This is a genomic window from uncultured Roseibium sp. (genome assembly GCF_947496995.1).
Lineage (GTDB): Bacteria > Pseudomonadota > Alphaproteobacteria > Rhizobiales > Stappiaceae > Roseibium.
On sequence record NZ_CANMFD010000006.1, the window covers coordinates 176,913 to 197,934 of the forward strand.

At 60.5% G+C, this 21,022-nt stretch carries 18 protein-coding genes; 8 read left to right on the forward strand and 10 right to left on the reverse strand.

Translation table 11 applies throughout. The features are described 5' to 3' along the window. Window positions 1-8 precede the first annotated feature (8 nt). The 6 genes from Q1B40_RS21980 (at window position 9) to Q1B40_RS22005 (ending at window position 6,205) form a co-directional block, all read left to right on the forward strand. Window positions 9-1,343: a sigma-54 dependent transcriptional regulator gene (locus tag Q1B40_RS21980; protein WP_299819607.1), complete on the forward strand. Its 1,335-nt coding sequence runs from the start codon at window positions 9-11 to the stop codon at window positions 1,341-1,343. 92 nt (window positions 1,344-1,435) lie between these two features. Then, the gene (locus tag Q1B40_RS21985; protein ID WP_299819610.1) at window positions 1,436-1,867 is read left to right on the forward strand and encodes a carboxymuconolactone decarboxylase family protein; all 432 of its coding nucleotides are present in this window, start codon (window positions 1,436-1,438) and stop codon (window positions 1,865-1,867) included. 1 nt (window position 1,868) lies between these two features. After that, entirely contained in the window at window positions 1,869-2,783 is a 915-nt protein-coding gene (sigJ, locus tag Q1B40_RS21990; RefSeq protein WP_299819613.1) for an RNA polymerase sigma factor SigJ, read from the forward strand. A 248-nt stretch (window positions 2,784-3,031) separates the two neighbouring features. After that, a complete protein-coding gene (locus tag Q1B40_RS21995; protein ID WP_299819616.1) occupies window positions 3,032-4,039 on the forward strand; it encodes a DctP family TRAP transporter solute-binding subunit in 1,008 nt (335 codons plus the stop codon). Window positions 4,040-4,170: 131 nt separating this feature from the next. Next, entirely contained in the window at window positions 4,171-4,791 is a 621-nt protein-coding gene (locus tag Q1B40_RS22000) for a TRAP transporter small permease (protein ID WP_299819619.1), read from the forward strand. Between the two features lie 10 nt (window positions 4,792-4,801). Beyond that, a complete protein-coding gene (locus Q1B40_RS22005; protein WP_299819622.1) occupies window positions 4,802-6,205 on the forward strand; it encodes a TRAP transporter large permease in 1,404 nt (467 codons plus the stop codon). Window positions 6,206-6,515: 310 nt separating this feature from the next. Here the strand turns inward: Q1B40_RS22005 and Q1B40_RS22010 are convergent, their stop codons facing one another. The 3 genes from Q1B40_RS22010 to Q1B40_RS22020 form a co-directional block, all read right to left on the reverse strand. Further along, on the reverse strand, window positions 6,516-6,797 hold the full coding sequence (locus Q1B40_RS22010; protein WP_068408656.1) for an SCP2 sterol-binding domain-containing protein: 282 nt from the start codon (window positions 6,795-6,797) through the stop codon (window positions 6,516-6,518). A 183-nt stretch (window positions 6,798-6,980) separates the two neighbouring features. Next, window positions 6,981-8,780: an IlvD/Edd family dehydratase gene (locus Q1B40_RS22015; RefSeq protein WP_299819628.1), complete on the reverse strand. Its 1,800-nt coding sequence runs from the start codon at window positions 8,778-8,780 to the stop codon at window positions 6,981-6,983. 294 nt (window positions 8,781-9,074) lie between these two features. Further along, the gene (locus Q1B40_RS22020; RefSeq protein WP_299819631.1) at window positions 9,075-10,433 is read right to left on the reverse strand and encodes an HAD family hydrolase; all 1,359 of its coding nucleotides are present in this window, start codon (window positions 10,431-10,433) and stop codon (window positions 9,075-9,077) included. Between Q1B40_RS22020 and Q1B40_RS22025 the strand changes: the two genes are divergently transcribed. After that, the gene (locus Q1B40_RS22025) at window positions 10,420-10,791 is read left to right on the forward strand and encodes a hypothetical protein (RefSeq protein ID WP_299819634.1); all 372 of its coding nucleotides are present in this window, start codon (window positions 10,420-10,422) and stop codon (window positions 10,789-10,791) included. The two genes, Q1B40_RS22020 and Q1B40_RS22025, sit on opposite strands and share 14 nt — an antisense overlap. Before the next feature lie 523 nt (window positions 10,792-11,314). Here the strand turns inward: Q1B40_RS22025 and Q1B40_RS22030 are convergent. The 6 genes from Q1B40_RS22030 to Q1B40_RS22055 form a co-directional block, all read right to left on the reverse strand. After that, window positions 11,315-13,036: an ABC transporter ATP-binding protein gene (locus tag Q1B40_RS22030; protein ID WP_299819637.1), complete on the reverse strand. Its 1,722-nt coding sequence runs from the start codon at window positions 13,034-13,036 to the stop codon at window positions 11,315-11,317. 7 nt (window positions 13,037-13,043) lie between these two features. Continuing rightward, entirely contained in the window at window positions 13,044-14,021 is a 978-nt protein-coding gene (locus Q1B40_RS22035; protein ID WP_299819640.1) for an ABC transporter permease, read from the reverse strand. A gap of 15 nt (window positions 14,022-14,036) precedes the next feature. Continuing rightward, window positions 14,037-15,011, reverse strand: coding sequence for an ABC transporter permease (locus Q1B40_RS22040; protein ID WP_299819643.1), 975 nt, complete (start codon window positions 15,009-15,011; stop codon window positions 14,037-14,039). Window positions 15,012-15,087: 76 nt separating this feature from the next. Beyond that, window positions 15,088-16,671 (reverse strand): ABC transporter substrate-binding protein, encoded by a 1,584-nt coding sequence (locus Q1B40_RS22045; RefSeq protein WP_299819646.1) that lies wholly within the window; start codon window positions 16,669-16,671, stop codon window positions 15,088-15,090. A gap of 117 nt (window positions 16,672-16,788) precedes the next feature. After that, window positions 16,789-17,958 (reverse strand): acetylornithine deacetylase, encoded by a 1,170-nt coding sequence (gene argE, locus Q1B40_RS22050; RefSeq protein ID WP_299819649.1) that lies wholly within the window; start codon window positions 17,956-17,958, stop codon window positions 16,789-16,791. A gap of 16 nt (window positions 17,959-17,974) precedes the next feature. Beyond that, entirely contained in the window at window positions 17,975-19,732 is a 1,758-nt protein-coding gene (locus Q1B40_RS22055) for an adenylate/guanylate cyclase domain-containing protein (protein ID WP_299819652.1), read from the reverse strand. A gap of 251 nt (window positions 19,733-19,983) precedes the next feature. On the opposite strand from Q1B40_RS22055, the gene Q1B40_RS22060 reads away from it, so the two are divergent. Further along, the gene (locus Q1B40_RS22060) at window positions 19,984-20,343 is read left to right on the forward strand and encodes an ArsC family reductase (RefSeq protein WP_299819655.1); all 360 of its coding nucleotides are present in this window, start codon (window positions 19,984-19,986) and stop codon (window positions 20,341-20,343) included. Window positions 20,344-20,380: 37 nt separating this feature from the next. Here the strand turns inward: Q1B40_RS22060 and Q1B40_RS22065 are convergent, their stop codons facing one another. Then, window positions 20,381-20,797, reverse strand: a complete 417-nt coding sequence (locus Q1B40_RS22065) for a D-Ala-D-Ala carboxypeptidase family metallohydrolase (protein WP_299819658.1) — start codon at window positions 20,795-20,797, stop codon at window positions 20,381-20,383. Between the last annotated feature and the right edge of the window lie 225 nt (window positions 20,798-21,022).

A 21,022-nucleotide genomic window follows, 5' to 3' on the forward strand; every position in this document is an offset into this window, starting at 1 on the left:
ACATCCATATGGACCAGGCGACCGTGCTTTTGGTTGACGACGAGGCGGATCTGCGCGGATCGCTTTCCCAGGGGCTGGAACTGTCCGGTCAGAAGGTCTTTGCATCGGGGACGCCTGAAGAAGCGCTGGAATGCATCAATCGCGGTTTTTACGGTGTTCTGGTGACGGACATCCGCATGCCGGGCACGGACGGCTTTCAGGTCATGAAACGCGCCTTTGAAATCGATCCGGCCCTTCCGGTCGTTCTGATCACCGGACATGGCGACGTGCCGCTGGCGGTCGAGGCGATGCGGGCAGGCGCATATGACTTCATGGAAAAGCCCTTCTCCGTGTCCCGGCTCGCCTCCGTGGTCGAGCGTGCGCTGGACAAGCGCAGGCTGGTTCTGGAAAACCGCAAGCTGCGCGAGGAACTGGCCGACAGGACCGGGCTGGAAAGCCGTCTGGTGGGGCGGACGCCGGCCATGGATCTGCTGCGCCGCAATGTCATGGCGCTGGCCGCCACCGATGCCGACATACTGATCCTCGGCGAAACCGGGTCCGGCAAGGAAGTCGTTGCGCGGGCTCTGCATGACGAAGGTCCGCGCCGCAAAAGACCGTTCGTTGCGCTGAACTGCGGCGCGCTTCCGGCGGAAATCATCGAATCCGAGCTCTTCGGTCACGAGAAGGGCGCCTTTACCGGCGCCAGCGGCCAGCGGATCGGCAAGCTCGAGCACGCCCATGGCGGCACGGTGTTTCTCGACGAGATCGAATCCATGCCGCTGGAACTCCAGGTCAAGCTGCTGCGGGTGATCGAAACCCGGACGATCGAACGGCTCGGGTCCAATCGTCCGATAGAACTGGATGTCCGCTTCATTGCGGCCACCAAGGAGGATCTGGAGACAGCCGGCAAGCAAGGCCGATTCCGGCTGGACCTCTTCTACCGTCTCAATGTGGTGAATGTCGAAATTCCGCCGCTTCGTGAGCGCCTTGAGGATATCCCGCTGCTGTTCCGCCATCTGGCCATCGAGGCCCGTGCCCGCTACCGGCGCGAGATTCCCGATATCGACGAGGAGTTCCTGGCGGGACTGATGACGCGCGAGTGGCCCGGCAACGTCCGGGAACTGCGTAATATCGCCGACCGGTTCGTGCTGGGGCTGGAGCCGGCCGGTGCGCCGCGGACGGCCGGCGGTTCATCCCTTTTCGATCAGGTGGCTTCCTATGAACGGGCACTCATTGCCGCCGAACTGAAGCGCAACGACGGCGCCATCAAACCGACCTACGAACATCTCGGGATTTCCCGCAAGGCCCTCTACGAAAAGATGCGCAAATACGGGCTAGGCAGGGAGGAAGTGGCTCTCGATTAGATTTCTGAGCCCTCGATCTGAAACGTCATGTCACAAACCGGGCTCTTCACGCGTCTCTTGAATGTCACCCCCTGAACACATGGAAGACATTCATGACCAATGCGACGTCCATCAACTATCTGCAGTTCATCCCCTCGGTCTTGCAGAGCTTCAGTGCCGCAAGCGGAGAAATCGGCAAGACGGACCTTGAGCCGAAACTGCGGCACCTGATCGATCTGCGCGCTTCCCAGATCAATCAATGCGCCTATTGCGTGAAGTTGCACACGAAGGAAGCGCTTGAAGCCGGCGACAGTCACGAGCGGATCGAACGCCTGACCGTCTGGCGGCATGTGGCGGATTTCACTCCGGCGGAAAAGGCGGCATTCGCCTGGACGGAGGCCTTGACCAGTCTGGAGGTTGAAACCGACTATGAAAGCCTGCGGGCTGCATTGCGCGGGCATTTCGACGATGCTCAGATCAGCGCCATGACGTCGGCCATCGCCATGATCAATCTCTGGAACCGGATGCAGGTGTCGAACCATTAAGATGAGCGGGACTTCAGACAGCGGTCTCTTCGAAGCCGCCCGTCCGCGCCTTCTGGGCCTGGCCTACCGCATGCTGGGCTCCATGGCGGATGCGGAAGATGCGGTTCAGGACACTTTCGTCAAATGGCAGAGTGTCGAGAAGGCGTCGATCGTCAACGCCGATGCCTTCCTGACGGCGGTCTGCACCAATCGCTGTCTGGACCTGTTGAAATCCGCCCACAGGAAACGGGTCGACTATGTCGGCCCGTGGATCCCCGAACCGCTTCACATCGAGGCGGAGGCAACGCCCGAAGGGGACCTGGACCGTGCGCAGTCGCTGACGACCGCTTTCTTGCTGCTGCTGGAGCGTCTCAGCCCGAAAGAGCGCGCGGCCTACCTGCTTCGGGAGGTCTTCGCCAAACCCTATGAAGAGGTTGCGGCGGCGCTGGGCATCAGCGAAACGGCCTGTCGCCAGCTTGTCTCGCGGGCCGGCAAACACATTCAGGACCCGGCGTCTCGCTTCGTGCCGTCGCCCGACCATCAGCAGCGCATGCTGGGTGCCTTCATGACGGCACTGGAAAGCGGCTCCACCGAGCAACTCAGCGGGCTCCTGGCGGAAAGCGTTCAGTTCCGGTCCGACGGCGGCGGCAAGGCAACGGCCCTGGGGCGTGTCCTGGAAGGTCGGGACGGCGTTGCAAAATATGTTGCGCGAATCATGTCCCGGCTCTGGGGCGGCGGTCCGGTTGAACCTTGCAACATCAACGGATTGAAGGGGTTTCTCCTGCTGGAGGACTCGCGCGTCGTGACCGCACTGACGCTCGGCTACGACGGCGATGGCCGCATCGACCGGATCTTCATTATCCGCAACCCGGACAAGCTCAAGCGGATCACAAGCCCGCTGCGGCACGACCCCGCCAGTGGCGCTCTCTGGCAATAAGCCGCATCCTGTGCTCCCAGATGTGTCGATTTCGACACATGGACGCTCTGACATGCGTCGCAAACGACCCATCTTCTGCATAACGAACCACATTAGGTGTTCAGGCAACACTTTGTTAATCTGCGGAAACAGGGGCTTTTCCGGACGGCGGAAGCACTTGGCACGGCTATTGCGATGAATGCGCCGACCAGCCACCGTGCTGTCCGGTCCGAACGGCCGTCATTCCGAAATGTCTGGGAGGACATCCGATGAAAAAATTCGTTCTCGCCGCTGCAACTGCGGCGACTTTCGCGCTTTCCGCCAATGCCTACGCGGCAGATTCCTGCGATGACGGCGAAATCGTCATCAAGTTCAGCCACGTGGTTGCCGCAACCGGTCACCCGAAGGGCGACGCCGCCACGATGCTGGCCGACCGCGTCAACAGCGAAATGGACGGCAAGGCCTGCATGCAGGTGTTCGCCAACTCGCAGCTCTTCGACGACGACAAGGTGATGGAAGCCCTGCTTCTCGGCGACGTTCAGCTTGCCGCACCGTCCTTGTCCAAGTTCGAAGCCTACACGCTGAAGTTCCGCCTGTTCGACCTGCCGTTCCTGTTCCAGGATCTGAACGCCGTCGAGCGCTTCACCACAGGTCCGGACGGCAAGGAGCTTCTGGGCTCCATGACCGACTACGGCTTTCTCGGGCTCGGTTACTGGAGCTCGGGCCTGAAGCAGTTCTCGGCCAACAAACCGCTTCTTCTGCCCTCCGATGCTGAAGGCCTGAAGTTCCGCGTGCAGACCTCCGACGTCGCGGTCGCCATGATCGAAGCCATGGGCGCCAATGCTCAGAAACTGGCCTTCAAGGAAGTCTATGGCGCGCTGCAGACCGGTGTGGTGGACGGTCAGGAAAACTCCTGGTCCAACATCTATACGCAGAAGTTCTTCGAGGTTCAGGACGGCATCTCGGAAACCAACCACCAGCTGCTGGCCTACCTGCTCGTCACTTCCGACGAGTGGCTGAACAGCCTGGAGCCTGACGTTCGCGAGCAGTTCCTGACCATCGTCGAGGAAGTCACTTCCAAGGCAAACGGCGCTGTTGCCGAAAAGGAAATGGCCAACCGGGCGCGCATCCTCGAAGCCGGTTCCACCATCCGTGAACTCAGCCCCGAACAGCGCAAGGCCTGGGTCGATGCGATGAAGCCGGTCTGGGAAAAGTTCGAAGGTGATATCGGCAAGGAGTTGATCGACTCCGCCGTTGCATCCAACAACGCCAGCTGATCTCGGATCGCAATCAAACTCGGGAGGGCCGGCGGGAATATCCTGTCCGGCCCTTCTTTCAAAGTCCTGCCGCCGCAGAAAACGCGGCCACGGAAGTGCACAAGGGCCGGTAGGCCTGTTGGGGGGAACGCATGCAACGCGTCGACAATTGGGTCACGCGCTTCGAGGAAGGTGTCCTGGCCTTTCTCCTGGCGGCGATGACCATCGTATCCTTCACCCAGGTGGTGGCGCGGTACGGGTTCAATTCCGGTTGGACCGGAGCCCTGGAATTCACACGCATCCTGTTTGCCTGGTTGATCCTGTTCGGCATGAGCTACGGCGTCAAGATCGGATCGCATCTGGGCGTCGATGCGATCATCCGCCTGTTCCCCAAACCGATGTTCCGCGTGGTTGCCGTCTTCGGTGCGCTGTGCGGGGCCATCTATGCCCTCACCCTGTTGCATTCCGAATGGCTGCATGTTTTCGGGCTGAACACCCGCGGCGGTGCCATCGACTACTGGCAGAAGATGTACAAGATCGGCATCGGCCTGGACGATCTGCGCTATCCGCAGGCCATCATCGAGAATTTCGGCACCCAGGAACGCGTCCAGCGCTGGATTGCCTATCTGATCCTTCCCATCGGGCTGGCTCTGTTCCTGTTTCGCTGCCTTCAGGCGGCCTGGCAGATTATCACCGGCGAACGCGAGATGATGATCGCCGCACACGAGGCGGAAGAACTCGTTGCGGAAAACAAAGACATTCTGAAGGACTGAGGCGGGACCGATGGAAGCTGCAATTCTCTTTATCCTCGTCCTCGGGCTTTTGTTCCTGGGCGTACCTATCGCCATTTCGCTGGGCCTTTCGAGCGTCCTGGCGATTGCCTTTTTCTCCAACGACTCGATCTCGTCGGTGGCCCTGCAGCTGTTCACGGCGTCGCAGAACTACACCCTTCTGGCGATCCCGTTCTTCATCCTGGCCTCCGCCTTCATGTCGACCGGCGGTGTCGCCCGGCGCATCATCCGCTTCGCGATTGCCTGCGTCGGCCATATTCGCGGCGGTCTGGCCATCGCCGCGGTCTTCTCCTGCATGCTGTTTGCGGCGCTGTCCGGTTCGTCTCCGGCCACCGTGGTCGCCATCGGCACGATCGCAATCGCCGGCATGCGCCAGGTCGGCTACACCAAGGAATTCGCCGCCGGTGTCATTGCCAATGCTGGAACGCTCGGCATCCTGATCCCGCCGTCCATCGTCATGGTGGTCTATTCCGCCGCGACCGACGTGTCCGTCGGCCGGATGTTCCTGGCCGGGGTGATCCCGGGCATCGTGGCCGGCCTGATGCTGATGATCGCCATCTACGTCAACGCGCGCATCAAGAACATGCCGAAGCAGCCCTTTGCCGGTATGAGCGAGATTCTCGGCGCTGCCGGCGAAGCCGCCTTCGGGCTGCTGCTCATCGTGATCATTCTGGGCGGCATCTACGGGGGCATCTTCACACCGACCGAAGCCGCTGCCGTCGCTGCTGTCTACGCGTTCCTGATCGCGATTTTCATCTATCGCGACATGGGTCCGCTCAAGGATGTGCCGATGCGCAAGGACGGCGAGTCCATAGTGTCCGCGATCGTCCGCAATGTCCTGCTGACAGTGATCTACTTCTTTCCGGGCTGCTTCCATGCAGACACGAAGAAAGTGCTGATCGACGCCGCGAAAACGACGATCATGCTGATGTTCATCATCGTCAATGCGCTGCTCTTCGCCCACGTTCTGACGTCCGAGCGGATCCCGCAGGCGATCACCGACTGGATGATCGGTGCCGGGTTCAACTGGTTCACCTTCCTGATCGCGGTCAACATTCTGCTGTTGATTGGCGGCCAGTTCATGGAACCGTCGGGCCTGCTGCTGATCGTGGCGCCGGTGGTGTTTCCGATCGGCATGGAACTCGGCGTCGATCCGGTTCATCTCGGCATCATCATGGTGGTGAACATGGAAATCGGCATGATCACGCCACCCATCGGGCTGAACCTGTTCGTGACCTCGGGAATAACGGGAATGAGTCTGGTGCAGGTCGTCCGGGCGGCGGCGCCCTTCGTGATGATCCTGTTCGTGTTCCTGATCCTGATCACCTATGTCCCTGCCATCTCCACCTGGCTTCCCTACAGCCTGATGGGACCGGAGATCGTCACAAACCGCTAGGAATGCGGAGCACTGACAACTTCAAGCGGCGGGCCCTCGGGTCCGCCGTTTTCTATTGCTGACACAGACACTCAATTCGTCATCAACTCTGTTGAGAGAACCGAGAGCCTGAGTCCCGCTCTCGGTTGTCACCCCGGCCAAGCGCAGCGCTGAGCCGAGATGACGATGGGAAGGCTGACTTTGTCATCGGTCTGCAACGGATGTGCTTGCGTACGCCGTTTTCACATGTCGAGGGCGCTCCTTGTCGCCAACAAAAAACCGGCCCCACATGGGGCCGGCTGAAACCGTGTCTGCGTTTTGGCGCGAGGTCTTAAACGATGCTGCCGAGTTTCATCGCGACACTCATGTCGCCTTCCACCTGCATCTTGCCGCCCATGAAGGCGGCGGTCGGGTTGAGGTCGCCGGACAGGAGGTCGTCCAGGTCTTCGGCGCTCATCTTGATGGTGCAGTCGGCTTCCTGGTCCTCGTTGGACACCTTGGAGCCCTGCAGATATATGATGCCGGTCTCGCCAAGATCGAACTTGACGCTTTCTTCAATGCCGCCATCCGCAACTTTCGCACGGACACCTTCGGTAAGCTTTTCCAGGGACATCTGTCTTCTCCCGTTTGAATGAGGCGTAGGCCCCTTGTTGCTTCCTTGAAGCATGCCGTTTACGTAATCGTCAAGTGTGAAATTCGTATCGCTGCCCGTTCGCCCAAGGCAAGTCAAAGCCGAGGTGGGCGAGCGGGCGAAGGGCGCGTCCCGGCTCGGTGTCCGGGCCAGATCGGTGCCAGATCAGTGATTGTCACGCGGCAGTCCCCTGGTATGCGCCACATCCTGATATTTCACCGCCGGTTCCAGAACCATGCCCTTGTCGAACTGGCCGATCATGGCACGTTGGATTTCCTGCCAGGGGGTCTGGCTTTCGGCAACCTTGAACCCGCCGGCGGCCTCCAGGTCGGTGCGTCGCTGCTCCAGCTCCTCGTCGGAGATCAGGATATTGGCGGTTCCCTTGCGCAGGTCGATCCGCACCGGATCGCCGGTTTTCAGAAGCGCCAGCCCGCCCATTGCGGCAGCCTCCGGAGAGGCGTTCAGGATCGATGGCGAACCGGAGGTTCCGGACTGGCGGCCGTCGCCGATACAGGGCAGCGAAGTGATGCCGCGCTTGATCAGCGCCGTCGGCGGCTGCATGTTGACGACTTCCGCACCACCCGGATAGCCGATCGGTCCCGTTCCGCGGATGAACAGCATGCAGTGTTCGTCGATGCCGAGATCAGGATTGTCGATATTGTGGTGATAATCCTCCGGTCCCTCGAAAACGATGGCCCGGCCCTCGAAGGCTTCCGGATCGTCCGGGTTGGAGAGATAGCGGTTGCGGAATTCTTCCGAAATCACGCTGGTCTTCATGATCGCGCTGTCGAAGAGATTGCCCTTCAGGTTGATGAAGCCGGCGTGTTCCTTCAGCGGCTTGTCATAGGGTTTGATCACATCCGGCAGGTCGGTGGTGATGCCCTGGCAGTTCTCGCCCATCGATTTGCCGTTGGCGGTGACCGCGTCCGGATGCGGCAGCTTGCCGTGGCGCATCAGTTCGGCGACGACGGCCGGCACGCCGCCGGCATGAAAATAATCCTCGCCGAGATACTCCCCGGCCGGCTGCAGGTTGACCAGCAGCGGAATGTCATGGCCCAGGCGTTGCCAGTCGTCATTGTCGAGCGCGACGCCAAGATGACGGGCAATGCCGTTCAGATGGATCGGCGCGTTGGTCGACCCGCCGATGGCCGAGTTGACGACAATGGCGTTTTCGAACGCCTCGCGGGTCATGATGTCCGACGGTTTGCGGTCCTCGTGAACCATGTCGACGATACGTTTGCCGGTCTGGTAGGAGATCGCGCCGCGCTCCCGGTAAGGAGCCGGGATCGCCGCCGCGCCGGGAAGCTGCATTCCGAGCGCCTCGGCCAGCGAATTCATCGTGGTGGCCGTGCCCATGGTGTTGCAATATCCGACGGAGGGCGCCGAGGAGGAGACGAGATCCATAAAGCCTTCATAGTCGATCTCGCCGGCGGCAAGCATCTCGCGGGCTTTCCAGACGATGGTCCCCGACCCGGTACGCTCGCCCTTGTGCCAGCCGTTCAGCATCGGGCCGACGGACAGCGCGATTGCAGGAATATTGACGGTTGCCGCGGCCATCAGGCAGGCCGGCGTTGTCTTGTCACAGCCGATGGTCAGCACGACGCCGTCGATCGGGTAGCCGTAAAGCAGTTCCACAAGGCCGAGATAGGCAAGGTTCCGGTCGAGGGTCGCTGTCGGACGCTTGCCGGTTTCCTGGATCGGATGCACCGGGAATTCGAACGCGATGCCACCCGCCTCGCGGATGCCTTCACGCACGCGCTTGGCAAGTTCCAGATGATGGCGGTTGCACGGGGAGAGGTCGGACCCGGTCTGGGCAATTCCGATGATCGGCTTGCCGGATTGCAGCTCTTCACGGGTGATGCCGAAATTGAGATAGCGCTCGACATAAAGCGCGGTCATGCCCGGGTTGTCCGGATTGTTGAACCAGGCCGCGGACCGCAGCTTCGGTTGTTTGGTGTCGCTCATGAAGCCTCTTCCCTCAACTGAATCGGTTTGGGGTGGGGACTCATAAATGAAGATGAAATGGCTTCACCCAGGGATCATAGGCGTGCCTGACCGGTCAGAAAGTCCGCTCATCGCCCGCGTCGGGACGGTATCCCGCCATTTCCGAGGCCACTTCGCCTGCATTTATGAGTTCACACCCCGGGTCACGGTTTCATCGCTATATGCAAATCCATGACCTGAACAGTGCAGGGTGGATAAACACCAGTGTTCTTGCGCTGTAAAGGCGCTGACCGCGCAATTCGGTTCGGCGGGAAATTATTCGGCTTCGAACACCAGGCCTTCTGCATCGTGACGGGCGGTGGCAAGCCTTCGACCGGTGTCGGCGACAGAGAATCGGGCGAAAGCCCAGAGGATCGCAAGGCAGAGAGCAAACAGCATCGGCGCGACGGAAAACGGCAGGAGGAAGCAGGCGCCGCAAAGTCCGGCCAGCGCCCAGATCCCGATCAGAAGCCGTCTGGCGTGCAGGGCAAGCAGGTTGCGGCGCATGGCAAGAGCCTTGAGGGCCGGAAACGCTCCGATGTCGTCGGTGTTGCTGACGGCAATCGGCGCGGTCTCGTCCTGCTCTTCAGTCGGAGCAGTGCAATCCCTGAGTTCAAGGGCGGTGCGGTCCTGCGAGAGTGTGAGCACGAGCGGGTTCTGCAGCCGGGCTCTGGAGACGGCGTCCCGGGCGGTTTCGCCGGGCCTGGGATCATCGAGGAGTTCCAGGCCGAGCATGTCGCCAAGCGCTTTACGGGTCTTCTGGCTGTCGCCGCTGAAAAGCCAGGGAACCAGTCCTTCCGACCGCAGGGCGAGACCTGCAACACCCGCGTCTTGGCGCAGCGTCCCCTCAAGGCCGAGCACGCCGACAACCCTGCCGCCGACAGCAACGCGCAGGACCGTCTTGCCGTCCGCTTCCAGCGAGCGGGCAATGGCATCGGCGGTGAAACTGTCGATCTTGAGCCGGTTGAGCAGAGCGGTGGTGCCGATCACCACCGTCTGGCCGCCCAGAAGGGCAACCACACCGAGACCCGGCTCCGGCTCGAAACGGTCCGGCGCTCTGACCGCTACATGCCACTGCTCGGCCAGTTGGCGCAGAGCGACGGCGACCGGGTGGCTCGACTGGGCTTCGGCCGAGGCGGCGACGGCAAGCAGCGTCTTTGGTTCGTTGTCGAAAGCCATCACGTTGGTGACCATCAGGTCGGGACCGGACATAACCGCCGACTTGTCGATGACGATATCCCGGGCTCTTGCGATCCGTGTGAATGCGCCCTGGCCGAGATCGCGCGCTCCGGCAGCCATCGCAGCCTCGTGGAACACCTTGTCCGCGAAGGCATTGATCCCGTCGATCAGGTGCGGCCAGGAGAGCAGCAGTGCAGCCGCCATCGCAGGGGGCACCATGGCCGGATCGACGACCCACCAGACCACAGCCGTTCCGGTCGTGAGCAGGAGCGACCACACGGCTTCCCGCACACCGTTCCTGTCACCCCGGGGGGGAAGCAGGGCAACGCCGAAGGAACGCAATGTCATCATGAATGCCGCGCAGATCGCCGGGGCGCTGGCAAGGTCGGTCGCGATGCCGGCATGCAGTAGCAGAACCGTAAATCCCAGAAGTAGGGAACTCGTGGCGACAGTCATCAGGGTGAGCGGGCGGCCGATCAAGCAATTCATGGAGAAAGACAGCGCAAGCAGCGAGAAAATCGAAGAAAACATGCCGAAAAACAGGGCGCTGAATTTTTCAAAAATCAGGATCGGCTGGTCGGGCGCGTCGTTTCCCAAGGACATCGCGCTCATTGCAAAAACCAGAAAGACCACCGAAGTCCCCGAGAAAAGAAACCAGAGTGTTGAAGTAAAAGATTTTTTCGGCATGGCCGGAAACTTTCGCCTTGTGGTTCTTGCTGTTCTCCCCGTTTGGCGTCGATGGCGCCTGTTGCGGAGAGGGTCGGAGGTTCGTGTTCAAAAATGCTGGATGGGGTTTCGCCGGGCAATGGCGTGAGAACGAGGCAGCGGATGAATTGGGGGTGCGCGCCGCAGGTCATGCGCAAAAATGCCGAGCATTCACGCAGGGCGTCACGTGACTGCCTTTTCGCCTGGAGCAAGTTTCATATGTAAAGAGATTCAGAGCCGGATGTATTTGAAGGCTCATCTGAAGTAGCCCGCCGGGCGGATGAAATTTCGGGATGTTTTATATTAACAGGAAGGCCGGCCAGTCTTCCGTTTTATGATGTCAATTGGAGTTTGTTTCCCGCTTGTGGAACTGCTCGTGCCATGAAACCAGCTGTCTGATTGCCGTTTCGCGCAAGTCCGTGGAAGTTGTTCTGAGCCAGGGGCGAAGCGGCATCGGAAGGGGGAAAAATCTGCCGGGTGCGGACTCGATTGTGGTTATCCGCGTGGGCCAAACCGGGAATCAGGGCCGTTGCCCGAGTCAACCGCGCGACTCGGAAGAATCCGAAAAAAGACTCATACTCAGGGACTTGAAGCCTCAGGGACTTACAGCGCCCTACCCGTGAGCCTGGGTGTCAGGCGGGTTCCAGACTGGCGCGCGACAGCAGCTCCATTGACGGCATCAGGTTCAGCAGTTCGCGCGTATAGGCGTGCTGCGGCGCTTCGAACAGCTCGTCGCACCCGGAGACTTCGCACAATTCGCCATGGCGCATGACGCCGATGCGGTTGCACATTTGCCGGACCACTGCCAGATCGTGACTGATAAACAGCATGGTCAGCCGCAGCTCCTCCTGAAGGTCCTTTAGGAGGTTGAGGATCTGCGCCTGGATCGAGACATCGAGCGCCGACGTCGGCTCGTCGCAGATCAGGAAGCGTGGCCGGGTTGCAAGCGCGCGGGCGATGGAAATGCGTTGACGCTGCCCGCCGGAAAATTCATGCGGATATTTCTGCCCCGCGGCCGTGCCGAGGCCGACATGATCCAAAAGGTCGTCGACGATCCGCCGGACTTCGGCGTTTCCGGAGGCCAGTTTATGGAACCGGATTGGCTCGGCGATGATCTCCCTGACGCGCATGCGGGCGTTGAGGGAGGAATAGGGATCCTGGAAGATCATCTGCATCTGTCTGCGCATCGCCAGCACGTCGCGGCGGTTTTTCAGCGATGTGAGATCCGTTGCTCCGAAAAGGATGGAGCCGCTGGTCGGCTGGTAAAGGCCGGTGATAAGCCGTGCGATGGTCGACTTGCCCGAGCCGCTTTCGCCGACAAGACCGAAGGTCTCGCCTTGTTCGATATCGAAACTGACCTTCTTGACGGCCTGAAAGTATTTCCGCCTGGACGGGAATATCGATCCCCGTGTCTCGAACCGCATGTCCAGATCCCGGATGCGCACCAGTGGACCGGAAATGGTGCTGAAATCGCGTGCCTTGCCCAGCCAGTGGGTGGAAATGTCGATCTGCCTTTGCGGCGTGCCTGCCGCCTCGATGTAGTTCACGACCGGAAACCGGTCGACCTTGATATCCGGCCGCGGCACCGCGGAAATCAGGCTCTGCGTGTAGGGATGTTCCGGCGCGCCGAGAACCTTCGTTGTCTCGCCGTATTCCACGAGTTTGCCGTGATACATCACTGCAACATGATCGGTGATGTCTGCGATGACGCCCATGTCGTGGGTGATCACCATCATGGCGACATTCCGCTCCGAGCAGAGCTTCTTCATGAGCTCGAGGATCTGCGCCTGAATGGAGACATCCAGAGCCGTGGTCGGCTCATCGGCGATCACCAGTTCCGGTTCCGCGCACAGGGCAAGCGCGATGACCACCCGCTGGCGCATTCCGCCGGAAAACTGGTGCGGATATTGTCCGATCCGCTCTTCCGGATCGGGAATGCCGACCGCGTCGATCAGCTCTATGGCCCGTTCCCGCGCCTGCGTGCCGGTCAGCGGCAGATGGGTGCGGATGGTCTCCACCAATTGGGATTCGACGGTCTGCAGCGGGTCGAGCGAGGTCAGCGGGTCCTGGAAGATCATCCCGATCCTGCGCCCCCGCAGCAGGCGCTGCTGCTTGTAGGGCAGCTGGTCGATGCGCTGGTCGTGCAGGAAGATTTCGCCACCGGCGATGTGTCCCGGCTCCTGCAACAGACCGATCACCGCATTGCCGACGGTTGACTTGCCGGCGCCCGATTCCCCCACCACGCCAAGTATCTTGCCGGCCTCGACGCTGAGACTGACGTCGTCGACGGCGACGAAGACAGACTTCCGGCCCGGAAATTCGACGGTGAGATCCCTGATATCAAGCACGCTCATTTTGCCCTCACCGCAGTTTCGGGTTGAGGGCGTCGCGCAGCCAGTCGCCCAGAAGGTTGACGTTCAGGACCAGAAGGGCCAGCGCAACACCGGGAAAGATCGCGATCCACCACTCACCAGAATAGAGAAAATCGTTGCCGATTGCGATCAGCGTGCCGAGGGACGGCTGGGTGGGCGGCATGCCGACACCGAGAAAGGACAGCGTTGCCTCGGTCACGATGGCCAGCGCCAGATTGATGGTGGCGATCACCATCACCGGTCCCATCACGTTCGGCAGGATGTGGCGCGCCATGATAATGACGGAAGGCAGGCCGATCACCCGGGCCGCCTGAACGTATTCCTTGCTTTTTTCCACCATGGTCGAGCCGCGCACGGTCCGGGCATATTGAACCCAGAAGGACAGGGCCAGCGCCACGATCAGAATGTAGAAAGCGAAGACGTCGCGGTCGAGGGACCCGAAAATTCCGTTCGCAATACCGTCGATCAGCAACGCGATCAGAATGGCCGGGAAGGTGAGCTGGACATCGGCGATGCGCATGATGATCGCATCGATCCGTCCACCCATGTAACCGGCGACCAGTCCCAGGGTGATGCCGATGACGGCGGCGGCAGCAACGGAGCAGAAGCCGACGATCAGCGAAATGCGCATACCGTAGAAGATGCCGGAGAGAAGATCCCGTCCCTGGTCATCGGTTCCAAGCACGAAACGCGGGTCGGAATAGTCCATCCAGACCGGCGGGACGCGGGCGTCCATGATCGATATGGAGGCCAGATCGAAAGGATTGTGCGGAGCGATCCACGGCGCCAGAAAGGCGAGCAGAAACAGGATCAACGTGCCGCAGGCGGCGACGACCGTCACCTTTGACCGCAGGAAGGCATGGAAGAAGTCGCTGTCCACGATTCTCGTCATGCGTCCGGGAGTGGGTTGCACCCCGCTCCGGTCCTGCACCGCGGCCTTCGCTTCTTCGTTGGAGACTGTAGGCATGGCTGGCTGTCTCCCTTAAGGCCGTCCGACCCGCAGGCGCGGATCGATGAGAAAATAGAGGATGTCGACGATGAAGTTGATCGCCACGAACATGAAGGCGGTCAGCAGCAGATAGGCCGACATGATCGGAATATCGACATTCTGCACCGCCTGCAGGAACAGGAGACCCATGCCCGGCCATTGAAACACGGTCTCGGTGATGGTCGCGAAAGCGATGATCGACCCGAGCTGAAGGCCGGTGATGGTGACCACTGGAACCAGCGTATTCTTGAGCGCATGGCGGAAATTGACCAGCCGGTCCGGCAGGCCGCGGGCGCGAGCGAACTTGATATAATCGGTGCGGATGACCTCAAGCATCTCGGCGCGGATCAGCCGCATGATCAGGGTCATCTGGTAGAGACCGAGTGTGATCGATGGCAGGATCAGCGCTTTCAGGCCGGAGACCGTCAGGAAACCGGTGGTCCACCATGAACCTATCTGCACCGTCTCCCCGCGGCCGAAGCTCGGCAGCCACTGGAGGGTCACGGAAAACAGGAAAATCAGCAGGATCCCGATAAAGAATGTCGGCAGGGATATTCCGATGAGGGATACCGAAAGAAACAGTTTCGAGATGGGCGACTCCCTGTTGAGGCCCGCGAAGATGCCCATCGGAACGCCGACGACAAGAGCGAACAGCGCCGATGTGAAGCTGAGTTCAAGCGTCGCCGGAATGCGTTTGGCGAAGAGGTCGGAAACCGGTTGGCGGAACTGGTAGGAGGTGCCGAAGTCGAACCGCACCGCCTTGGACAGGAAATTATAGAACTGGATCGGGATCGGATCGTTCAGCCCGAGCCGCTCCCGCAGGGCTTCGCGCTCTTCAAGGGAAGTCTCGATGCCGACCATCTGGTTGACCGGGTCGCCGACAAAACGGAACATGGTGAAGGACAGAAGCGCCACCACCAGCATGACAATCATCGCCTGTACAAAGCGGCGCGTCGCAAATCCAATCATATCGGCTCTTCAGGTCGGAACAGGAATACCTCCCCGCCCGGCGATCGGGCGGGGACGCTGTGTTGGAAGTGCCGGATCAGTTCTTGGTCACGAACCGGAACTTGAACTGGTTGTCGGCACGTTGAACGAGCTGCACCTTGTCCGAAACGCCCCAGGCGAGCCCCTGCTGGTGAAGCGGCAGGTAGTAGACGTTGTCATGGGCGATCTTGAAGGCCTCGGCGATAAGGTCGTCACGCTTGGCCGGATCGATCTCGACCAGGATCTGGTCGGTCAGTTCGTCGATCTTGGGATCGCAGAAACCGCCATTGTTGAACGGTGAGCCGGCACCTGCCTCGTCACGGCAGTTCATCAGGTCATTGAGCACGTTCCAGCTGTCGAGCGAGCCGGGGGTCCAGCCAAGCAGATAGAAGGAGGTGTCATAGCCGCCCGAAGCCAGGATCTTGGCGAAATACTTGGCTTTCGGCTGGGCGTTGAGATCGACCTTCACACCCACCCGCGCCAGCATCGACGCAACCGCCTGACAGATGGCTTCATCGTTGACATAGCGGTCGTTGGGGCAATCCATGCCGACGGAAAAGCCGTCCGCATATCCGGCTTCCGCCAGGAGCGCCTTGGCCGCTTCCGGATCGTACGGATAACGCTCGAACTCACCCGCCTTGGAGAACAGGAACGGCGAGATCATGATGGCGGAGGGCGTCGACAGGTCGCGCATGACCTTCTTCTTGATCCCCTCGATGTCGATCGCCTGATAAAAGGCCTTGCGGACTCTCACGTCCTGGAAGGGGTTCTTGCCCTTCACATCCGAATAGAGCAGTTCGTCCCGCATCTGGTCCATGCCCAGGAAAATGGTCCGCAGCTCCGGTCCGGTCAGGGCGACGGTGCCCGCGTTTTCGTTGACGCGTTTGATGTCCTGAACCGGGATCGGATACACCATGTCCAGTTCGCCGGACAAAAGCGCGGCAACCCGTGTGGCGTCGGAGGAAATCGGAGTGAACTCGACCGTGTCGAGATTATGCTCTGCCGTATCCCACCAGCCATCGTTTTTCTCAAACACGGTCTTCACGCCGGCTTCGTGGCTGGCGACCTTGAATGGACCGGTGCCGTTCGCATGCAGTGCGGCATGGTTGGCGGCGGTATCGGACGCGGAAGTGACCTTGACCGCATCGTTTTCGGTCGTCCACTCCTTGTCCATGATGTAGAACGTATCCCACTCGTAATGCAGGATCGGGTTCGGGCCGCTCAGGACAAAATCGACCGTGTAATCGTCCACGATCTCGACCTTGACGTCGGCCGGAACGCGGGTGCTCAGATCCGACCCTTCGGAATGGACCCGATCGACGGAGAATGCGACATCCTCGGCATTGAAGTCGTTGCCGTTATGGAATTTTACGCCCTTGCGCAGATAGAAACGCCAGCGATTCGGCTCGACGATTTCCCAGCGCTCCGCCAGCCCCGGTTCGATCGACAGATCGGAAGCACGCCGTGTCAGACCCTCATAGACATTCCCGAGGGACGACAAGGTGAAAGTTTCATTGAGGCTGTATGGATCCAGTGCGTTCAAAGATCCCTGAAACGCGAATTTCAGTGTTTCAGCCTGAACAGCCGACCACGAACCCGCAACAGATAATGTTGCGGCGATCACAAATAATTTCTTGTTCATTTTCCCCTCTTTCCGGTTTCCCGAACGGCAACCCGAGCATGATAGCTCTTCCGACGATTGCACGTCTGCCCTGCAGCTGAAAACTATGACATTGCAAATGACTGAATTCAAATCGGTTTAACTGTCAATTTGCGACAGGTCCGCAGTCAGTCTGTCCAAAAATGCGGCACACCGGTCCAATTCCGTGAGTTCAATGAATTCATCCAGTTGATGAGCCTGGTCGATGGATCCCGGACCGCAGACGATCGTGGAAAGCCCGTGAGCCTGAAAGATCCCGCCCTCGGTCGCATAAACCACCACATTGCGGGCGTTGTCGCCGGTCAGGCGCCGCGCAACTGTTTCCGCCTTGCCGTCTTCTTCTTCCCGGAGGCCGGGTACATTCGCCATCTCCGTCACGTCGATTCGGCACTGCGAAGACACTGCCTGCATGTCGGGCAGGACCTCGCTTTCGATGAAAGACCTGTAGGCTGCGACCCAGTCGTCCGCGCTTTCTCCGGGCAACATGCGGATGTCGGTAACAAACTCACAGTTCCCGGCGGTGATGTTATGCGCCTGCCCCCCATGGATTACGCCGCAATGAAGCGTCGTGTAGGGGGGATCGAATGGACAATCGGGCTCGGCCCCGGCCTTGTTCTCCGCAGTCCTTGCATCCAGCCAGGTGATCAGATTCGCGGCTGCGGAAATGGCTGAAACGCCCCTGTGCAACTGGCTGGAATGCACCGGATGGCCGTGGATATGCGTCTTCAGAACGACGATTCCCTTGTGCCCGCTCACCACCTTCATGCGTGTGGGTTCCCCCACGATCACGAAGTCGGGCTTAGGTCCTCTTGCGAGCATGTCCGCAATGAGTGGCGAGACACCCGTGCAGCCGGTTTCCTCGTCATAGGACAGGGCGATATGCACCGGCCTCCCGAGATCGGCGGACAGGAAATCGGGCACCTTCGCGAGCACTGTAGCGGCAAACCCCTTCATGTCCGCCGCGCCGCGCCCGTAAAGACGTCCGTCGGCTTCCCAGGCGGTGAAAGGATCCTGTGACCAGTTCTGGCCCTCCACGGGCACCACATCCGTGTGCGCCGACAGAACGGCGCCGCCGTCGAGTGCCGGGCCGATCCTTGCGTGAAGCGACGCCTTGGTGCCGTCCTCGCTCGGAACACGGACCGACGTCACACCCAGCCCGGCAAGGTATTCCTCGACAAAGTCGATCAGGGCAAGGTTGCTGCGGTCTGAAACCGTATTGAACGAGATCAGTTTCTTCAGCATGTCTCGCGGTGTGGGGAACTGGCTCACGGTGTCTCCAGGCTGGTCATCGATTGGTTGCGGCGTGTTTGCTGCCTGTGCCGGCATCAGGCACGAGAAGGCCGTCCAGGTTGACCATCGTGAATATCTGCAGGGCAACTTCCTTGCCCCGCAACTTGATTTCCGATGTCTCCGCACCTGAAATGTCGGCGCCTGCAGCGTCGATCACGGCTTTCGAAACGGCAAGAAAGCTGCCGTGAACCTTGTTTTCCGTTTCCAGTCGGCTGGCCGTGTTGACCACATCGCCGAGCGCCGTCAGGCCGCCCCGCGTGCCGTCGGTTCCTGCCGAGCCGATGCGGCCGAGGATAGCCGGGCCTAGATGAAGCCCGATCCCGAGGCGGATCGGATCCCGGAACTGCGGCGCTTTCTCGGCTTCCAGCGCCGTCATGACGGCTTCGATGCGTTTGCTGGCCTTGAGTGCCTGACGGGCGCCGGTCGCGGCATCACAGTCCATTCCGAAGATGGCCATGATGCCGTCGCCGATGAACTTGTCGACATAGCCACCTTCGGCGCGGATGGCCGCCGAGGCCTGATCGAGATAGCTGTTGAGCAAATGCACGACGTCGTAGGCGAGCTGGGATTCGGTGATGCGGGTGAAATTGCGCAGATCGACGAACATCACCGTCACGACCTGCTCCACGCCCCAGAAATAGGCATCCTGAAGGTGCCGGGCGGAGCCGGCAGCCTCCCTCACCGGCACCAGAGGCTGGACCTCGATGTTTCCCCTGGGTCTGATCTGGCAGGCCAGGCGCACGTTTTCCCCTGCCGCAATTCTGGAAAGCACGGCCGATTCCGCCGGCCCGGGCTCGTCGAGCGTATCGCCGCCGGAGAGAATCCGCACCCGGCAGGTCGAGCAGCGCGCCCGGCCTCCGCAGACAGCCGCATGCGGAATGTCCTTCATCCGGCTCATCTCCAGAAGGGTAGGGCCCGGAGACACGCGGATCTTGAGGTCGCCGGGATAGGAAACCGTAATACCGGAAGCGAAACGCTGAACAAGGTAGCGGGTCAGCACGATGAGAAGGCTGATCAGAATGAGGCTGAAGACGAAGGCCCTGAGTTGAAGGATCAGGCTGTCGGCCCAGAGGCGTTGGTCCGCCGTGACCTGCACGGTGATATCCTGGCTCAGGGCCAGGCGCCGGGCTCCCTCGATCCAGCCCCACAGGGCCAGCACTGGCACGGCTGCCGCAAGGACCACTGCCAGCGGCAGAAGCCGGTGATAGAGAGGATAAAGCCTCAGCCAGAAATGGAGGCCGATCATGGCATGGAACCAGACCACAAGCAGCAGGATGGACTGGCTCAGCGCGCCATCGGGCCATAGCAGGGTCAGCATCTGTGAATAGGCCGGTACGAAACCGAACTCCTTGGCCAAACCCATCGTGAAGGTGACATGCGGGATCAGGGACCAGGGGATGTAAAGGCCGAGCGCCAACTGGCAGAATTCCCAGCGCGACATCTTCAGCGTCCGGCGGCGGCTTGTTCGCCACAGCGCGAGCGTTACGTGGGTCAGCGCCGCCAGGATCAGAAGCGCTTCGCCCAGGGGATTGCGCCAGACCCCGTAGTGCCACAGTGAGGCCTTGTCCATCGTCTCGACGGAAATGATGCCAAGGGCATGGTTGAGAAAATGGCTGAGACAAAAGACGAACAGGATCAGCCCGCTCCACAGCCGCAGGCGCTGTCGCCAGTTGCCCAGTCCTGGCCGGGATCTGGCCTCGGCCTGCCGGGATACGGGTTTGACGGGAACGGAAGCAGATCCGGGCACGCTCATGAGATCTCCAGGCATCCTTGCCGGCTTGGTGGCGCCTCTCGCAGGCAACCGAACCGTATGAATGCAGCAAAGCGGCCCCATTGCAAAGACAGAGCCGCACGTCAGGCCATTGAACGGGGATCAGTGACGCGCGAGGCCTGTGGGGTCAACCCGCCGCGTGGCCACAATGGTGGAAAGTCGTCCCGGGTGCTTGAAACTCGATCCGTCAGACGCAACTGTCCGGCAGGATATTGGCACGGAGAGAATTGATCATGAAGGTCTACGGCATCAGGAATTGCGACACCGTCAAGAAAGCCCGGAAGTTCCTGGAGGAGGCCGGCATGGACTACACGTTCCACGACTACCGCAAGGACGGTGTGGACGAGGACAAGCTGGCGGCTTTTGTCGGAGAGTTCGGTTGGGACACCGTCTTGAACAGGCGCGGCACGACATGGCGGAAACTGGATGACGAGATCAAGGATTCCGTCGTCGATGCCGCCAGCGCTCTCAGCGTGATGATCGAGCACCCTTCCGCGATCAGGCGTCCGATCGTCGAGTGCGAGACGAAGAACTTCATCGGCTTCGACCCCGTTGCCTGGGAAATGGCGCTGGAACTGGGCGAACTGAAATAAGGCTGCAGGGCCGCGCGCGCGTTTGCCGGTTCCGTCTTTACCAGGTCCGGCGCGGACCGGTGTCGATGTGGTAGTGGCCGGAGGAATAGTGCTTGTATCCGCCGACTTCCTTCTGGCTCTTCAGATAGGCGATGACGGAAGAGGGGTTTCCACCAACCGAGAAGTCCACTGCGCGGCAGTTCAGATGATAGGAGCTCTTGGCGCCGCCCTTCCACCAGTTTTCCAGCCACCAGCGTTTGGTGGAATGCACGGTAACCTTGCCGTAGCGCTTGGCGACGCGGTTGAGCACCTTCTTCAGCTTGCGCGGCACACACCAGGAACTGTCGTCATAATCGATGGAATTGTGAGACGCGGTCATCCAGCCCATGCCGGTCACCCCGGCAACGGTTCCGCAGCCGGCGAGAGTAACGGTGAATCCAATGAATACGATCCAGGCGATGAGGCGCTGACGCATGACGGGCAAGCCTTGTCGAAACTGATTGCAATGTCGTCCCCCGCGCCAAGGCTCAGACAATTTGATTAAAATTGTGATGAAAAACTTGGTTAACGAAAAAGGAATTCGAAGCTTCCACCGCCCGCCCGGATGCTCTCAGCCACCCGGCACGCGCCCGGCGCGCAACCGGCAATCTGCAGCAATACGTGGCAAACCGGTGTCCGATCGGCTATGCCCGTCCCGGTT

Bases quoted from the DNA above. Each gene is read 5' to 3' on its own strand.
- Q1B40_RS21980 (WP_299819607.1), top strand. From the start codon at position 9: ATGGACCAGGCGACCGTGCTTTTGGTTGACGACGAGGCGGATCTGCGC.
- Q1B40_RS21985 (WP_299819610.1), top strand. From the start codon at position 1,436: ATGACCAATGCGACGTCCATCAACTATCTGCAGTTCATCCCCTCGGTC.
- sigJ (WP_299819613.1), top strand. From the start codon at position 1,869: ATGAGCGGGACTTCAGACAGCGGTCTCTTCGAAGCCGCCCGTCCGCGC.
- Q1B40_RS21995 (WP_299819616.1), top strand. From the start codon at position 3,032: ATGAAAAAATTCGTTCTCGCCGCTGCAACTGCGGCGACTTTCGCGCTT.
- Q1B40_RS22000 (WP_299819619.1), top strand. From the start codon at position 4,171: ATGCAACGCGTCGACAATTGGGTCACGCGCTTCGAGGAAGGTGTCCTG.
- Q1B40_RS22005 (WP_299819622.1), top strand. From the start codon at position 4,802: ATGGAAGCTGCAATTCTCTTTATCCTCGTCCTCGGGCTTTTGTTCCTG.
- Q1B40_RS22010 (WP_068408656.1), bottom strand. From the start codon at position 6,797: ATGTCCCTGGAAAAGCTTACCGAAGGTGTCCGTGCGAAAGTTGCGGAT.
- Q1B40_RS22015 (WP_299819628.1), bottom strand. From the start codon at position 8,780: ATGAGCGACACCAAACAACCGAAGCTGCGGTCCGCGGCCTGGTTCAAC.
- Q1B40_RS22020 (WP_299819631.1), bottom strand. From the start codon at position 10,433: ATGACTGTCGCCACGAGTTCCCTACTTCTGGGATTTACGGTTCTGCTA.
- Q1B40_RS22030 (WP_299819637.1), bottom strand. From the start codon at position 13,036: ATGAGCGTGCTTGATATCAGGGATCTCACCGTCGAATTTCCGGGCCGG.
- Q1B40_RS22035 (WP_299819640.1), bottom strand. From the start codon at position 14,021: ATGCCTACAGTCTCCAACGAAGAAGCGAAGGCCGCGGTGCAGGACCGG.
- Q1B40_RS22040 (WP_299819643.1), bottom strand. From the start codon at position 15,011: ATGATTGGATTTGCGACGCGCCGCTTTGTACAGGCGATGATTGTCATG.
- Q1B40_RS22045 (WP_299819646.1), bottom strand. From the start codon at position 16,671: ATGAACAAGAAATTATTTGTGATCGCCGCAACATTATCTGTTGCGGGT.
- Q1B40_RS22055 (WP_299819652.1), bottom strand. From the start codon at position 19,732: ATGAGCGTGCCCGGATCTGCTTCCGTTCCCGTCAAACCCGTATCCCGG.
- Q1B40_RS22060 (WP_299819655.1), top strand. From the start codon at position 19,984: ATGAAGGTCTACGGCATCAGGAATTGCGACACCGTCAAGAAAGCCCGG.
- Q1B40_RS22065 (WP_299819658.1), bottom strand. From the start codon at position 20,797: ATGCGTCAGCGCCTCATCGCCTGGATCGTATTCATTGGATTCACCGTT.